The organism is Cognatilysobacter tabacisoli (assembly GCF_003586305.1).
GTDB lineage: Bacteria > Pseudomonadota > Gammaproteobacteria > Xanthomonadales > Xanthomonadaceae > Cognatilysobacter_A > Cognatilysobacter_A tabacisoli.
Window position 1 is genome coordinate 93,272 of record NZ_KZ987400.1, and the last position, 15,386, is coordinate 108,657.

13 protein-coding genes are annotated in these 15,386 nt (G+C 73.9%); 5 read left to right on the top strand and 8 right to left on the bottom strand.

Translation table 11 applies throughout. The features are described 5' to 3' along the window. Positions 1-6: 6 nt before the first annotated feature. Entirely contained in the window at positions 7-1,230 is a 1,224-nt protein-coding gene (locus tag D3A60_RS00400) for a DesA family fatty acid desaturase (protein WP_119716757.1), read from the bottom strand. A 226-nt stretch (positions 1,231-1,456) separates the two neighbouring features. On the opposite strand from D3A60_RS00400, the gene mutM reads away from it, so the two are divergent. The 3 genes from mutM to D3A60_RS00415 all read left to right on the top strand — a co-directional run bounded on the left by mutM (position 1,457) and on the right by D3A60_RS00415 (position 5,921). Continuing rightward, the gene (gene mutM, locus D3A60_RS00405; RefSeq protein WP_119716758.1) at positions 1,457-2,284 is read left to right on the top strand and encodes a bifunctional DNA-formamidopyrimidine glycosylase/DNA-(apurinic or apyrimidinic site) lyase; all 828 of its coding nucleotides are present in this window, start codon (positions 1,457-1,459) and stop codon (positions 2,282-2,284) included. Positions 2,285-2,399: 115 nt separating this feature from the next. Further along, positions 2,400-2,963, top strand: coding sequence for an ECF-type sigma factor (locus D3A60_RS00410; RefSeq protein ID WP_119716759.1), 564 nt, complete (start codon positions 2,400-2,402; stop codon positions 2,961-2,963). Between the two features lie 150 nt (positions 2,964-3,113). Continuing rightward, positions 3,114-5,921, top strand: coding sequence for a serine/threonine-protein kinase (locus D3A60_RS00415; protein ID WP_119716760.1), 2,808 nt, complete (start codon positions 3,114-3,116; stop codon positions 5,919-5,921). 15 nt (positions 5,922-5,936) lie between these two features. On the opposite strand, the gene D3A60_RS00420 is transcribed toward D3A60_RS00415, so the two are convergent. The 3 genes from D3A60_RS00420 to D3A60_RS00430 are packed head-to-tail and all read right to left on the bottom strand — an operon-like array spanning position 5,937 to position 8,191. Then, positions 5,937-6,557, bottom strand: a complete 621-nt coding sequence (locus tag D3A60_RS00420; RefSeq protein ID WP_119716761.1) for a thymidine kinase — start codon at positions 6,555-6,557, stop codon at positions 5,937-5,939. Positions 6,558-6,588: 31 nt separating this feature from the next. Beyond that, on the bottom strand, positions 6,589-7,353 hold the full coding sequence (locus tag D3A60_RS00425; protein ID WP_157981359.1) for an SEL1-like repeat protein: 765 nt from the start codon (positions 7,351-7,353) through the stop codon (positions 6,589-6,591). Between the two features lie 4 nt (positions 7,354-7,357). Continuing rightward, positions 7,358-8,191: an SEL1-like repeat protein gene (locus D3A60_RS00430; protein ID WP_119716763.1), complete on the bottom strand. Its 834-nt coding sequence runs from the start codon at positions 8,189-8,191 to the stop codon at positions 7,358-7,360. Positions 8,192-8,280: 89 nt separating this feature from the next. On the opposite strand from D3A60_RS00430, the gene D3A60_RS00435 reads away from it, so the two are divergent. Both D3A60_RS00435 and D3A60_RS00440 read left to right on the top strand, forming a co-directional pair. Then, on the top strand, positions 8,281-10,260 hold the full coding sequence (locus D3A60_RS00435; protein WP_119716764.1) for a UvrD-helicase domain-containing protein: 1,980 nt from the start codon (positions 8,281-8,283) through the stop codon (positions 10,258-10,260). A gap of 109 nt (positions 10,261-10,369) precedes the next feature. After that, on the top strand, positions 10,370-11,299 hold the full coding sequence (locus D3A60_RS00440; protein WP_119716765.1) for a 5'-nucleotidase, lipoprotein e(P4) family: 930 nt from the start codon (positions 10,370-10,372) through the stop codon (positions 11,297-11,299). Between the two features lie 205 nt (positions 11,300-11,504). Here the strand turns inward: D3A60_RS00440 and D3A60_RS00445 are convergent, their stop codons facing one another. The 4 genes from D3A60_RS00445 to D3A60_RS00460 are packed head-to-tail and all read right to left on the bottom strand — an operon-like array spanning position 11,505 to position 15,383. After that, positions 11,505-13,490 carry a carboxypeptidase-like regulatory domain-containing protein gene (locus D3A60_RS00445; protein WP_119716766.1) on the bottom strand — a complete coding sequence of 662 codons (1,986 nt, stop codon included), beginning with the start codon at positions 13,488-13,490 and terminating at the stop codon, positions 11,505-11,507. After that, positions 13,487-14,287, bottom strand: coding sequence for a hypothetical protein (locus tag D3A60_RS00450; RefSeq protein ID WP_119716767.1), 801 nt, complete (start codon positions 14,285-14,287; stop codon positions 13,487-13,489). The genes D3A60_RS00445 and D3A60_RS00450 overlap by 4 nt, the downstream gene beginning before the upstream one ends. After that, on the bottom strand, positions 14,284-14,757 hold the full coding sequence (locus D3A60_RS00455) for a hypothetical protein (protein ID WP_119716768.1): 474 nt from the start codon (positions 14,755-14,757) through the stop codon (positions 14,284-14,286). Before D3A60_RS00455 ends, D3A60_RS00450 begins: the two co-directional genes overlap by 4 nt. Beyond that, a complete protein-coding gene (locus tag D3A60_RS00460) occupies positions 14,754-15,383 on the bottom strand; it encodes a hypothetical protein (RefSeq protein ID WP_157981360.1) in 630 nt (209 codons plus the stop codon). Before D3A60_RS00460 ends, D3A60_RS00455 begins: the two co-directional genes overlap by 4 nt. Positions 15,384-15,386 lie beyond the last annotated feature (3 nt).

Below are 15,386 nucleotides of genomic sequence, written 5' to 3' on the forward strand. Positions count from 1 at the left end.
ACGGGGTCACGCCGGCATCGGCGCCAGCGCGTAGCCCTTCATCCGCGCCGAGAACGCCTGCAGCGAGCGGATGCCGCTGGCTTCGGCCTCGGCGCACCACGCGTGCAGGCGCTGCAGCGTGGCCTGGGCGTCGTTGGAGCGGTCGTCGAGGACCTGGGCCAGGCGGGCACGGAACTCGGCGACCTGCGCCATGCGCGGGCGCTCGGCCATCCACGCCTGCAGCCGCGCGCGCTGGTCGTCGTCGAGCCAGCGGCCGTCGTCGGCCAGGCCCTTGCGCAGCTTCCGCGGCAGCAGCGCGCGCATGCGCGCGCCGGCCGACGCGGCCTCCTCGCGCAGCGCCGGCAGCGTGACGCCGCGGTAGTAGTCGGTCATCGCCTGGAAGCGGATCGCCAGCAGCGCGCGCAGCGTCTCGCTGTCGGGCATGGCGATGTTCGGGCGCACGTCCAGCGTCGGGGCCACGCGCAGCACCTTGGCCAGGCGGACCTTCTCGAGCAGCTTGATCACGCTCCAGCCGATGTCGAACTCGAACCGGCGCAGCGCGAATTTCGCCGACGACGGGAACGCGTGGTGGTTGTTGTGCAGCTCCTCGCCGCCGATCCAGAACGCCCACGGCGTCAGGTTGGTCGCCGTGTCGGTGGTCTCGAAGTTGCGGTAGCCCCACCAATGGCCGAGGCCGTTGACGACGCCGGCGGCCCAGAACGGGATCCACGCCATCTGGATCGCCCACACGGCCACGCCCTTGAAGCCGAACAGCGCGAAGCTGATGAACAGCAGCAGGGTCGGGCCGAGCGTGGCGTGCGGGGTGTAGACCTTGCGCTCGATCCAGTCGTCCGGGCAGCCCTTGCCGTACTTCTCGATCGACGCGCGGTCGGCGCGCGCCTCGCGGTACAGCTCGACGCCGCGCCAGAACACCATCCCGATGCCCTTGACCTGCGGGCTGTGCGGGTCTTCCTCGGTCTCGCACTTCGCGTGGTGCTTGCGGTGGATCGCCGCCCACTCGCGCGTGATCATCGACGTCGTCAGCCACGTCCAGAAGCGGAACACGTGGGCCACGGCCGGGTGGAAGTCGACCGCGCGGTGCGCGGCGCTGCGGTGCAGGTACAGGGTGACGGCGAAGATCGTCAGCTGGGTCGCGGCCAGCAGGTAGACGAGCAGCGCGCCGACGCCGGCCTGGGTCAGGCCGCCGGCGAGGAAATCGACCAGGGACAACTCGGAAGAAAACAGGGGCATCACGGACTCCGGGAGGAAAGGCCGCCGCGGAGACAGACTCGATCCGGGCGCGGGCGCCGCGCGCGCGGGCCCCGTCGCATGATGCCACGCGCGGCCCGCCCTCGACCTCGGCGTCATCGGGTTCGTGATGCGGGTCGTGAAGGTCGAATGCAAGCGTGGCGGCGTTCAGTTTGGTGCGCCCGTTCATCGCGCGCGGACGCCGCGGCGCCGGCGCTAAGCTGGCGCGATGCCCGAGCTGCCCGAAGTCGAAACCACCCGCGCCGGCCTGGCCCCGCACCTGGTCGGCCGCCGCGTCACCGGCGTGGTGCTGCGCCGCCCGGACCTGCGCTGGCCGATCCCGTTCGACGTCGTCGAGACCCTGCCCGGCCAGCGCATCGACGCGGTGCGCCGGCGCGCGAAGTACCTGCTGATCGACACCGCGGCCGGCAGCGCGCTGCTGCACCTGGGCATGTCCGGCTCGCTCCGGGTGCTGCCCGCCGACACCCCGGTGCGCGACCACGACCACGTCGACCTGCAGCTGGACGGCGACGCGGACGCCGCCGGCCGGGTGCTGCGCTTCAACGACCCACGCCGTTTCGGCTGCCTGCTGTGGCAGCCACCGGGCACGACCCACCCGCTGCTCGCCGGCCTCGGCCCCGAGCCGCTGTCGGACGCGTTCGACGGCGACTACCTGTTCGCCGCCAGCCGCGGCCGGACCGCATCGGTGAAGACCTTCCTGATGGACCAGAAGACGGTCGTCGGGGTCGGCAACATCTACGCCGCCGAGGCGCTGTTCAGCGCCGGCATCGCGCCGCTGCGCGCGGCCGGGCGCGTGTCGCGCGAGCGCTACGGCGCGCTGGCCGACGCGGTGAAGGCGATCCTGCGCCACGCGATCACGCGCGGCGGCACCACGCTGCGCGACTTCCTCAGCCCGGACGGCGCGCCGGGGTACTTCGAACAGGAACTGTCGGCCTACGGGCGCGGCGGCGAGCCGTGCCGGCGCTGCGGCCGGCCGCTGCGCCAGGCCGCGGTCGGCCAGCGCACGACGGCGTGGTGCCCGTATTGCCAGCGCTGACCTGGCTGGCGGGGCCGCCGCGTCCGCCGGTCGCCGGTCCGTTTCCGGTCGTGACCCGCGCCGCCGTCGCGACCGGATGATCGCGCTATAGTCGGGCGCACTTTGGGGGCACCTGATGTCGGACACCGCGGAAATCACGGTACTGCTGGATGCAGCGCGGGACGGGGACCGCGGCGCGCTCGACCGCGTGCTGGCCACCCTGTACCAGGAACTGCACACGATGGCCCGCCGCCAGCTGGCCGGGCAGCACGGGCACACGCTCGATGCGACCGCGCTGGTGCACGAGGCCTACCTGAAGCTGATCGGCCGCCGCGAGGCGCAGTTCGACGATCGCGCCCACTTCTTCGCCTACGCTGCGTCGGCGATGCGCAGCGTGGTCGTCGACTACGCCCGCCAGCGGCTGGCGCAGAAGCGCGGCGGCGACCTGCACCGCGTCACCGAACTGCCCGAGGACCTCGAGGGCGGGCTGCGGCTGGACGAGGACACCCTCGGGCTGGACACGGCGCTGACGCGGCTGGCCTCGGTCGATGCGCGGCTGGCGCAGGTGGTCGAGCTGCGCTACTTCGCCGGCTTGTCGGAGCTGGAGATCGCCGCGCTGCTGCAGCGCTCCGAGCGCAGCATCCGCCGCGACTGGCAGAAGGCGCGCCTGTTCCTGCTCGCCTCGCTGAAAGACGCCTGACGGCGGAGCCGCCGCGGCGACGGAAAGTCGCCGACGCCGGCGTGGCGGAGCGGTCCGCCGGCGGGGACCGCTGTCCGCCCCGGGCGGCGCACCGCGTGACGTTGTGACCGACCGCCGAAACCTGACCCCGGGACCGACCGCTCCTCGCCGATGGACACCGAACGCTGGCAACGGCTGTCCCCGCTGCTCGACGAGCTGCTCGAGCTCGAGCCCGACGAGCGCGCGCAGCGCCTGCACGCGCTGCGCGAAGACGACGCGGCGATGGCGGCCGAGCTGGAAACGCTGCTGGCGCTGGAGGACGGGCAGGAGGACTTCCTCGCCGAGCCGCTGGTCGCGCCGATGGCGGGCACCCGGCCGGGTTCGGCGATCGGGCCGTACCGGCTCGAGCGGCTGATCGGCGAAGGCGGCATGGGCCAGGTCTGGCTCGCCGCGCGCGCCGACGGGCTGTACCAGCGCCGGGTCGCGCTGAAGCTGCTGCGCCCCGGGCTGGCCGACAGCAGCCTGCGCCTGCGCTTCTCGCGCGAGCGCCAGATCCTCGCGCGGCTCGCGCACCCGCACATCGCCCGGCTGCTCGACGCAGGCGTCAGCGGCGACGGCCTGCCGTACCTGGCGCTGGAGTACGTCGACGGCGAGCCGATCACCGACGTCTGCCGCCACCGCAACGTGCCGGTCGCGGCGCGGCTGCGGATGTTCCGGCAGATCTGCGACGCGGTCAGCCACGCCCACGCGAACCTGATCGTGCACCGCGACCTTAAGCCGTCGAACATCCTGGTGACCCCGGCCGGCGAAGTGCGCCTGCTCGACTTCGGCATCGCCAAGCTGCTCGACGGCGAGCTGCCGGTGGTCGAGCAGACCCGCACCGGCGTGCGCACGTTCACGCTCCACTACGCGGCGCCCGAGCAGATCCGCGGCGAACCGGTCACGACGATGACCGACGTGTACTCGCTCGGGGTGGTGCTGTACGAGCTGCTGACCGACCTCAAGCCGTACCGGCTCAAGCGCCAGACCGATGCCGAGTGGGAGGAGGCGATCCTCGCCGCCGACCCGATGCGCCCGTCGCAGGCGGTGCTGCGCCCCGACGAGGCGACCGGCACCGACCGCAGCGCGCAGCGCCGGCGCTCGCGCTGGCTCGCCGGCGACCTCGACAACATCGTGCTGAAGACGCTGTCCAAGCGCCCCGAGCAGCGCTACCCGTCGGTCGAGGCGCTGGCGCTGGACCTGGAGCGTTTCGAGGCCGGCCGCCCGGTGCAGGCGCGCGCGCAGAGCTGGACCTACCGCACCCAGAAGTACCTGCGCCGCCACCGCTGGGCGCTGGCCACCGGCACGCTGGTGACCGCGGTGCTGGCCAGCGCGCTGGCGATCGTCGGCTGGCAGGCGCGCGAGGCGGTGCAGGAGGCCAGCCGCGCGCAGGCGATGCAGGACTTCCTCGCCGGGCTGTTCGAACAGGCCGGCACCGCCTCGCAGAGCGGCCAGGCGCTGGACCTGCGCGGCCTGCTCGACACCTCGGTCGAGCGCGGCAACCGCGAGCTGGCGCGCCAGCCGCGCGCGCGCGCCGAGCTGCTCGGCGTGGTCGCGCGGATCCGCACCGGGCTGGGCGACTACCGCCAGGCGCAGTCGCTGCTCGACCGCCAGGCGCTGATCCTCGACGCGCTCGACGACGTGCCGTCGAGCCTGCTGCTCGAATCGCTGGCCCAGCGCGGCCAGGTGCTGGCGCGGCTCGGCGACCCGCGCGCGTGCATCGACCTGATGCGGCCGTCGCTCGACCTCGCCCGCCGCGAGCAGTCGCAGCTGCCGCTGCAGGCGGCCGAGTTCTATTCGCAGCTCGGCCGCTGCCACCGCGGCAACGGCGAGCGCGCGGTCGCCCGCCAGCTGTTCGAGCGCGCGCTGGAGCAGCAGCGCGACCTCGGCGATTCGCCGGTCGGCGAGGTCGAGAGCCTCATCGACCTGGCCGACCTGCGCGGCGACGCCGGCGACCTCGCCCAGGCGCAACAGGGCTACGACGCCGCGCGCGCGAAGCTGCGCACCGAGGCCAGCGACCGCCACCCGCTGCTGGTCGACATCGGGCGCAAGCTCGGCGATCTGCAGCGCGCGGCCGGCCAGCCCGCCGCGGCCGAACGCGAACTGCGCGATGCGCTGGCGATGTCGATCGAGCTGCACGGCCCGTCGCACCCGGACACCCTCGCGCTGCGCCGCACGCTCGGCGAGGTGCTGATCGACCAGGGCCGCTACGGCGAGGCCGGGCTGATGCTGCGCGAAGCCCAGCGCCTGCTGCTGGCGCGCAGCGACGGACGCGATGCCGAACTGCGCACCGGCTACGCGCTGGTCGCGCGGGTCGAATGGGAGCTCGGCGACCTGCCGGCGGCGCTCGCCGCGCAGGGCAATGCGCTGGCGCTGGCCCGCGCCGGCGGCGACGAGGGCGACATCGCCGACGCCCTGCACGCGCTGGCGCAGCTGGAGCTGGCGCGCGGCAACGCCGCCGCATCCCAGCCGCTGCTCGAGGAGGCGCGCGCGCTGCGCGAGCGCCGCTACGGCGCCGACCACCCGTTGGTCGGCGACACCGACCGGCTCCTGGGCGAAGTGCTCGTCGCCCGCGGCGACCGCGACGGCGGCCGTGCGCGGCTCGAGCGTGCGGTGCAGCTGACCCGCCGCGGCTATGGCCCGGAGGCGGCCAGCGCGCGCAGCGCCGAGCTGGCACTGGCCGCGCAGCGCTTCGACGACGGCGAGGCCGGCGCCGCGCCGCAGCTGCGCGCCCTGGCCAATCGCCCGGCCGGCACGCCCGCGCAGCGCCAGGTGAGCTGGCGCGCGCGCGCCTATGCCGCGGTGGCCGGCTGCGACGGCGACGACGTCGACGCCGCGCGTCGCCAGCTCGACCAGATCGCCGCGATCGTCGGCCGGGCCCAGCCCGACGGCGGCGTCGTCAACCGCGAGATCGAGGCGCTGCGCGGGCGCTGCCGCTGAGCCCGGCGCACGCGGCTACAGCGGCAGCGGCACCTGCAGCGGGTCGATCGCGCCTTCGCCGCGCATGACCTTCTTGAACTCGGCGCGCGACACCGACACGTAGCGCTCGTTGCCGCCGATCTCGACCTGCGGGCCGTCCTGCACCGCGCGGCCGCGTTCGTCGACGCGCACCGTCATCGTCGCCTTGCTGCCGCTGTGGCAAATCGTCTTGATCTCGCTGAGCTCGTCGGCCCACGCCAGCAGGTACTGGCTGCCCTCGAACAGTTCGCCGCGGAAGTCGGTGCGCAGGCCGTAGCACAGCACCGGGATGCGCAGCGCGTCGACGACCTCGCTCAGCTGCCACACCTGCGCGCGGGTCAGGAACTGCGCCTCGTCGACCAGCACGCAGTGCAGCCGGCCGTGCGCGGCGACGTCGGCGCGCACGCAGGCCTCGAGGTCGGCGTCGCGGTCGAACGCAATGCCGTCGGACTGCAGCCCGATGCGCGATGCGACCGTGCCGCTGCCGGCGCGGTGGTCGAGCTTCGGCGTCAGGATCGCCGCGCGCATGCCGCGCTCGCGGTAGTTGTACGCCGACTGCAGCAGCGTCGTGGTCTTCCCGGCATTCATCGCCGAGTAGTAGAAGTAGAGCTTGGCCATGCGCGGATTCTACCGACGGCCGCGCGGCCGCTCAGTCGTCCTGCGGCGCGGTGCGCTGCACCGGCCCGACCTCGACCTGGCCCTGCTTCCACAGCGCGTCCTCGACCGCCCAGTAGCGCTCCGGGTCCCAGCGGTTCTCGTGCAGGTAGGTCGCGATGTCGGCGCCGCCGACGCCGCCGAGCGCGTCGCCGTCCGCGCCGGGCGCGTTGACCTGCAGCTTGCCGATGTTGCCGACCCGGCTGCCGGTGATCGCGCGCTTGGCGCGCGAAACCGCACGGGCCAGCCGCGGCTTGGCGGTTTCGTCACCGAACTCCCGATGCAGCGCCGGGCCGTCGCTGCGCACGCGCGCCTGCTCGGCCGGCGACAGCGTCTCCCACATCTTTTCGCGCAGCGCGACGAATCGCGGGTAGCCTCGCTCGGCGGCCAGGTCGGCCCAGATGTACGCCAGCACCGGGTCGCGGGTCACGCCGGCGCCGTGCCAGTACAGCAGGCTGATGCGGTGCTGCGAATACTTGTCGGCGTACTGTGCGGCGTTGCGGAAGTGACGGAACGCGTCGCGCCACTGCCCCGCCGCGGCCGCTTCGGCGCCATGCAGCCGCCACAGCTCGTTCGGATGGCTCGCGGCGATACGCAGCGCGGCTTCGCGCTGCTGCCAGTGCTGGCGGTCGGTCGGCGACGCGGCGCCGGTCGCTGCATCGGCAGGCACGGGCTCCGCGCCGGTGGCGCTGCCGATACACGCGAGCGCCGCGAGCAGGAGCGCGGCCGTCGCGCGCGGGCGGATCGGCGCGGCGTCCACGCGCTCAGCCTGCCGGACGGCCACCGCCGGCCGCGGCCGGCGCGCGCGCGCCGGGGGCGTCGCCGTCGGGTTCGGGCACGTCGGGCTCCGGCGCATCGACCTGCGGCGCCGTTTTCGGGATGCGCGCGTCGGCGTCCAGCGTCTCGATCGCGCCGACGTCGACGCGCCCGACCAGCGGCTTCATCCAGATCTGGTCCTGCCACGCGAAGTACTTGTCCGGGTCCCAGTAGCGCTCGTCGAACATCTTGCTGCCGTCGATCGTCTCGTAGCCGGCGAGCGTCGGCACGCTGACCTGCACGCTCTGCGTCGACGAACCCAGCCGGCTGCCGACGAACTGGCGCTGCGTCGCGCGCAGCCGCACCGCGTAGCGCGGGCGCGCCGCGTCGTCGCCGTAGCGCGCGTACAGCGCCGGGCCTTCCACGGCGACGCGCGCGCGCTGGGCTTCGTCGAGCCGGTCCCAGTAGTGCTCGCGCAGCCGCAGGAACCCGCGGTAGCCGCGCTCGGCGGCCAGGTCCATCCAGATGTACGCCAGCACCGGATCGCGTGGCACGCCGTCGCCGTTCCAGTGCATCTCGCCGAGCATTCCCTGCGACGGTTTGTCGGCGTAGTACGCGGCGCGGCTGAAGAAGCGGCGCGCATCGTCGAACGACTTCGCGCGGTACGCGTTCATGCCCTTGATCCGGTAGTCCATGTCCGGGTGCGCGGACAGGAATCCGGCCGCGCTCATCAGCGCGTCGTCGGCCGGATCGGGCGGCGGGGCGACGCGGGACTGGGCCGCCGCGCCTCCGGCGATGACGGCGGCGAGCAGCAGCGCGGACGGGCGCAGGCGGAGGTTCATGGCGGACAATCCATATCGACGCGGGGAGCCACAGCGTAGACCGTCGGACGCCGCGCCGCGGGTAAACTGATGGGCTACACGGAAGCCCCATGCACGGTCTGAATCCTCCCCAGCGCGCCGCCGTCCTGCACACCGACGGTCCCCTGCTCGTGCTCGCCGGCGCGGGCAGCGGCAAGACGCGGGTGATCGTCGAGAAGATCGCGCACCTGATCGCCTCCAGCCGCATGCCGGCCAAGCGCATCGCCGCGATCACGTTCACCAACAAGTCGGCGAAGGAAATGCGCGAGCGCGTCGCCAAGCGCATCAAGGGCGATGCCGCCGACGGCCTGACGGTGTGCACGTTCCACGCGCTGGGGCTGAAGTTCCTGCAGATCGAGCACGCGCGCGCCGGCCTGCGCCGCGGCTTCTCGATCTTCGACAGCGACGACAGCACCGCGCAGTTCAAGGACCTGCTGCCGCCGGGCACCAAGCCCGACGGCATCGAGCAGGTGCGCAACCTGGTATCGCGGGCGAAGAACGCCGGGCTGTCGCCGGAGGAGGCGCTGGCAAGGGCGCAGAGCGCGCGCGAGATGGAGGCCGCGACGGTCTACGCGCGCTACCAGGCGCGGCTGGCGACGTTCAACGCGGTCGACTTCGACGACCTGATCCGGCTGCCGGTGCAGCTGCTCGAGGCGGAGGAAGAGCTGCGGCTGGCGTGGCGCGAGCGGATCGGCTACCTGCTGGTCGACGAGTGCCAAGACACCAACGACGCGCAGTACCGGCTGCTGAAGGCGCTGGCCGGGCCGAAGGGGCTGTTCACCTGCGTCGGCGACGACGACCAGTCGATCTACGCCTGGCGCGGTGCGAACCCCGACAACCTGCTGCAGCTCGGCGTCGACTACCCGTCGCTGCAGATCGTCAAGCTCGAGCAGAACTACCGCTGCTCCAACCGCGTGCTGCGCACCGCCAACGCGCTGATCGCGCACAACCCGCACGCACACCCGAAGACGCTGTGGTCGGAGCAGAAGGACGGCGAGCGGATCCGCGTGTGGGAGTGCCGCGACGCGTCGCACGAGGCCGAGCGCGTCGCTGGCGAGATCCACTTCCTCGCCACCGCGAAACAGGTGCCGTGGAGCGACTTCTGCATCCTGTTCCGCGGCAACTTCCAGAGCCGCGCGCTGGAGAAGGCGCTGCAGCTGCTGCGCGTGCCGTACCACCTGACCGGCGGCACCGCGTTCCTCGACCGCGGCGAGGTCAAGGACGCGCTGGCGTGGTTGCGGCTGGTCGCCAACCCGGAGGACGACGCGGCGTTCCTGCGCGCGGTGCAGTCGCCCAAGCGCGAGGTCGGCGCGACGACGCTGGCCAAGCTGGCCGAGATCGCCCAGCACGCCGGCCTGCCGATGTCGCGCGCCGCCGGCGAAATCGGCGCGCTCAAGCAGCTGGCGCCGCGCGCGGCGAACGCGCTCGACGGCTTCACCACGATCGTCCGCGGCCTGCGCGGCCTCGCCCACCAGGCCACGCCGGCCGAGCTGGTGCGCGTGCTGGCCGAGAAGAGCGGCCTGCTCGCGGCGATCCGCGCGCAGTGCAAGGACGAAGGCACGTTCCAGCGGCGCAAAGCGAACCTCGAGGAGCTGGCCGACTGGTTCGACGGCGGCAAGGGCAGCGGGCCGGGCGAACTCGCCGCGCAGCTGGCGCTGCTGTCGCATGCCGACAAGGGCGACGCCGGCAACCAGGTCCGGCTGATGTCGCTGCACGCGGCCAAGGGGCTGGAGTTCCGCTACGTGTTCATCGTCGGCATGGAAGACGGCACGCTGCCGCACGAGATGGCGCTCGAGGAGGGCTCGCTCGAGGAGGAGCGGCGGCTGCTGTACGTCGGCATCACCCGCGCGAAGGAGCAGCTGTGGCTGTCGCACTCGCGCGAGGCGCAGAAGTGGGGCGACAAGCTGCGGCTGCAGCCGAGCCGGTTCCTCGACGAACTGCCGGCGGCCGAACTGCAGCGCGACGGCGCCGACCCGGCCGCCGACGCCGAGCGCAAGCAGGAGCGCGCCGCGGCCGGGTTCGCCGCGATCCGGGCGATGCTCGAGGGCTGACGCGCCGCGCCGCGGCGACGCCGCGTGCTGGCCGCAGGGACCGGACTGTCGCAGGCGCGTCGCCAGCATTGGCTACACTCGGCCGTTCGCTCTCCCGACCCGGTCCCGCATGCGCCCGACTTCCCGCACCCTCGCTTCCGTTCCGCTCCTCGCCGCCGCGCTCGCGCTGGCCGCGTGCAAGCCCACCGCGCCGACCGCACCGGCCGCCGACGCGGCCAAGCCCGGCGCCGCCGCCCCGGCCGCGCCCTCCAAACCCGACGCCGGCAGCGCCGACGACAACCTCAACGCGGTGCTGTGGGTGCAGCGCTCGGCCGAGTACCGCGCGATCAGCGCGCAGACCTACCGCGCCGCCGCCGACCACCTGGACAAGGCCCTGGCCGAGGCCAACTGGGACGCGCTGGTGCCGGCCGAGCGCGGCAACGCCAGCGCCGGGCTAAAGCCGGCGGTGATCCTCGACGTCGACGAGACCGTGCTCGACAACTCGCCGTACCAGGCGCGCCTGGTGCGCGACGGCGCCGAATACGACGAGGTGACGTGGGACGCGTGGGTCGCCGAAAAGAAAGCCAAGCCGCTGCCGGGCGTCGTCGACTTCGCCCGGGCCGCGACCGCGAAGGGCGTGACCCTGCTGTACATCTCCAACCGCGCCGAGCACCTGCAGGCCGCGACGATCGCCAACCTGAAGGCCGTCGGCCTGCCGGTCGCGAGCGACGACGTGTTCCTCGGGCTGGGCACGTTCGTGCAGGACTGCGAGCAGAACGGCAGCGAGAAGCTGTGCCGCCGCCGACTGGCCGGGCAGCAGTACCGCGTGCTGATGCAGTTCGGCGACCAGCTCGGCGACTTCGCCGAGATCACGGCCAACACGCCCGACGCGCGCGCGGCGCTGTACGAGGAGCACCGCGACTGGTTCGGCGAGCGCTGGTGGATGCTGCCGAACCCGACCTACGGCTCGTGGGAGCCGGCGGTGTTCAACAACGACTACAAGCAGCCGCGCGAGGCCCGTCGGGCCGCCAAGCGGGCCGCACTCGACGTCGCGCCCTGAGGCAGGGCGGCGTGATCGTTCATACGAATCAATAGGTTATATCGATCAGCTGAGGCATTGCCTCAGCTCGCCGATCCGCGTAGGCTCGTCCCGTCCGGCTTTGGCCGGCGCCATGCCACAACTCACGTCCTCCGGCCCCGGCCGGATTTGAAGGAGGCCCCGGCCTCCTTTTTCTTTGTCCGCGGCGGGCGAGCGCGCTGGGCGGTCAGCGCGGGCGCAGCGCGCCGACGTCGACGCGCGCGTCGTCGCGCACGGTGACCTCGACGGTGCGTTCGGCCGCGGGCCCGTCCAGCCGCCACGGCAGCGGCAGGTTGTCCGGCACCACGGTCAGCCGGTGGGTGCCGGTGGCCACGCGCGGGAACGCGAATTCGCCCTGCGCGTCGGTGCGCACCGCGTAGCGTCCGTCGAGCACCACGGTCACGTTCGCCGCCGGCTGCTCGGACGCGGCGCGCTGGCCGTCGCCGTTGTCGTCGAGGTAGACGCTGCCGCGCACGCCACCGACCGCGGCGCCGGGCGCCCCGCCGATTACGCCCTGCGGCCGGCCGGCCTGGCGCTCATAGCGCACGGTCAGGAACACCGAGCGGTCGCGCGGCAGCGTCACGAAGCCCGGGTCCGGCACCAGCGGGTCGAGCTGGAACGGCGAGCGCCGCGAGCCCTCGCTCTGGAACACCGACGCGGCCAGCGTCCAGCCGCGGGCGACCTGCCAGTTCAGCGAGACGTTGGCGTCGCGCGTGCGCGCCGCGTCGGGCCCGTCCCCGTAGGCCCAGCGCACGCTGCCGTCGAGGCTGACGCGGTCGCCCAGCGCGCGGCCGCCGTACGCGGCCAGCAGGGTCGTGCGGGTCGGCGCGGCGCCGTCGTACGACAGCTCGCCGTGCGCGATCGACGTCGACAGGCGGTTGCCTTCGCTGGCCGGCCACGCCTGGTCGACGCCGAGCTGCCAGCTGCGCCGGCCCGCGCTGTCGGCCTGGTCGAACTGCACCCGCGTGGTGCCCCACGCACCGGCGCGGTCGACGAACAGCTGCGCCGCCCACGCGCGCGCGTCGGCGTCGCGCACGCTGGCGCTGCCGCCGTAGCCGACCGTGGTGCTGGCCTGGTAGCGCAGGTAGCCGGTCGCGTAGGCGCCGTCGAAGCCGGCGCCGCTCGGCGAGCCGACGACGTCGATGCCGGCGTTCCACAGCCAGCGGCCGTACTGATACGCGGCGCGGTAGTACGCGCCCTGCGCGTCCTGGTTGATCGGCAGCGCGCCCCACGCCAGGCCCGGGTCGAGCCGGAACGCGCCGTAGTGGTGGACGAAGCGCCCGCGCCGCGCGGTGGCATCGATCCACGCGCCTTCGGCCCGGCCGTCGTCGCCGTCGCTGGACAGCAGGTTGAACTGGACCTCGTCGGCGTCGCCGCGCCACTGGGTGGCCGCGTGCACGGCCTGCGCGTCGCGCGGGTCGAACACCCCGCCGCCGAACCCGTCCGGCACGATCCGCCCGCGCGTGGCCAGGAACGACAGCGCGCTGCTCCAGCGCGGGTCCCAGTCGGCCTGCAGGCCGAACGTGGCGACGTGGCCGTCGGCGACGTCGAACCCGACCAGGCGCGAACCGGTGTAGCTGCCCGCGCGCCCGTACGCCGCCTGCAGGCGCAGGCCGCTGCCGGCGTGCAGCCAGTCGCCGGCGGCGCCGGCCAGCGGCGTGGTCGGCAGGAAGAACCGGTACTGGTTGCGCTGCAGCGGCAGCGACGGGGTGTTGAGCACGCCGACGCCGTGGTCGGCGCGCCAGCCGCCGGGCAGGTGCAGGTTGCGCTGCCACAGCGTCGCGCTGCCGGTGCGCTCGCCGCTGCGGCCGTCGAGCCCGTCTCCGCGGTCGAACACGCTGGCGTCGAGCGAAAAGCTGCCGTGGCCGGCCGTTTCCCAGAAGCCGCCGGCGGACAGGCCGCCCTCGCGGCGGTCGCTGACGTCGTGGTCGCTGCGGCTGGCGTCGAGTTGCACCCACAGCGAGCGCGGCAGGCCCTGCGCGTCGTAGTCGGCGGCGGCGTCCTCGTCGGCCGGCAGCGGCGCGAGCCGGTCGGGCGCAATGATCCGGTCGGCGTACGGCTGTACTGGCGCCGGAGCCGGAGCCGGAGCTTGGGCCGCGACCGCCGCGGCCGCGAGCGCGGCGGCGACGCCGGCCGCGAGCGCCAGCCGGCGCGGACCGCCAGCGGCGCTCACGGCGCCAGGGTCGCGTCGAGCGGCAGTCGCTCGGTGCCGGCCTCGAGCCGCCCCTTCAGCGCCAGCGGCCAGGCGATCGGCGGCGGCGCGGACTGCGCGTCGTCGGCGCGCGGCGTCAGCACGATCTCGCGCGTCTCGCCGGGCAGGATCGGCAGCGACGCCGGCTCGAACACCGCCGTGCGTCCGCGCGCGTCGACGCCGTCGACCAGCCCGAGCAGGCGGCCGTGCGCGTTGCCGCCGTTGCGTACGCGCAGTACCGGCAGCGGCCGGCCGTCGACCGTCCGCACGCGCTGCTCGAGCAGTTCGAGCCGCGGTCGCGCATCGCCGACGGTGACGTAGACGATTACCCCGATGCGCCCGGCCACCGGCAGCGCGACGTTGCCGGGCGCCGGCTGCGGGTCGCCTTCGATCATGATCGCGAAGCGGCACTGGCCGTCGGGCGCGTCGGCCGGGACCGCGACCTCGAAGCGGTAGCGCACGCGGCCGTTGCCCGGCACGTGGATGTCGGCGGCCTCGATGCCGACCCACGGCCGGCAGCTGCCCGGCGCGAGCGCGTCAGAGAACGACGGCGCGCCGCCGGCATCGAGCGTCCAGTCCGCGGTGCGCACGGTGAAGTGCGCGCGCTGCGCGGTGACGTTGTTGATCTCGATGACGTCGCGGTAGGTCGTGCCGGCGCGCGCGGTCGCCTCGAAGCGCGGCGGCGACACCAGCGCGGCGAACTCCTGCGCGCCGGCCAGCTGCGGGCACGCACAGGCGAGCGCCGCCAGCAGGCGGACGGGGAAACGTGGGGCATTCATTCGACGTCGATCTCGAAGTGGAACTGCAGCGACTCGGCGCGCTGCAGGCGGGTGCCGTCGATCTCCAGCCGCAGCCGCAACGTGTCCTCGAGCCGGTCGTCGACGACCGGACCGGCGAACACCAGCGCGCGCTCGCCGGCGCGGACGAGGCCCGGCTGCAGCCGGCCGCGGGTGCTCCACGACGCGCCGACCGGGCCGAACGGCTGCGCCGGCAGCACCAGGTACAGCCGCGCGCTGCGCCCGCGCCACGGCGAGAGGTCCAGCCGGGCCAGCACGGTGACCTCGCCGGACATGGTCTGCGCGCGTCCCGGCCCGGGCGCGCCGCTGTCCCAGCGCATCGGCACCGCGCCGCCGAGCACCGTGCTCGCGCTGTCGTCGACCCGCGCGGACTGCGCGTGCGCCGATGCGACGGCCAGCAGCAGCGCCAGCGCGGGCGCAAGCAGCGTCACGCAGGCACGCGCCGCCGTCATGGCGCGGTCAGCGTGTAGGTGACCGTGCCGCGGTACACGCCGGCGGGCCGCACGAGCGTGTTCGCGTAGCGGAAACTGAGGCAGCTCTCGCGCCAGCTGTTGGCCGGAAACGTCGCCAGCGCCTGTGCGCCACCGGTGAACGTGCCGCCGGGAATCGGCTGGGCGCCGGTGTCGCCGATGCCGCTGCTGGTCCAGCTGATCTGCGAGAACGGAATCGGATCATTGCTGCCGCTGGTCAGTGCGGACGGCGCGGCGACCGTCAGCGACGCGCTGCCGCCCTGGCCGTTGCGGCGGTAGAACCCGCCGACGTAGATCTGCCCGGCCGCGCAGAACGCGAAGCCGTCGTAGTTGCTGATCAGCTGGCTGGCGTTGCCGCTCATCGCCAGCGCCGTGCCGCTGCCGATCTGGCCGGCCGGCACGGTGACCGACACCGTGTTGACGGTGCCGAGGGTCCCAGGCTGGCCGCCCGAGTCGAAGTTGCCGCCCGAAAACGCGCCGTCGCCGACGCGCAGGTACAGCGTGCGCGGGTTGCGCGGGGTGATGTCGACGGTGAACGCATGCGCGCAGCCGGCCCAGCCCGCGGCCAGGGCCAGCGCGATCACCAGTAGCGGGCGGGCGGTAGCCATCGC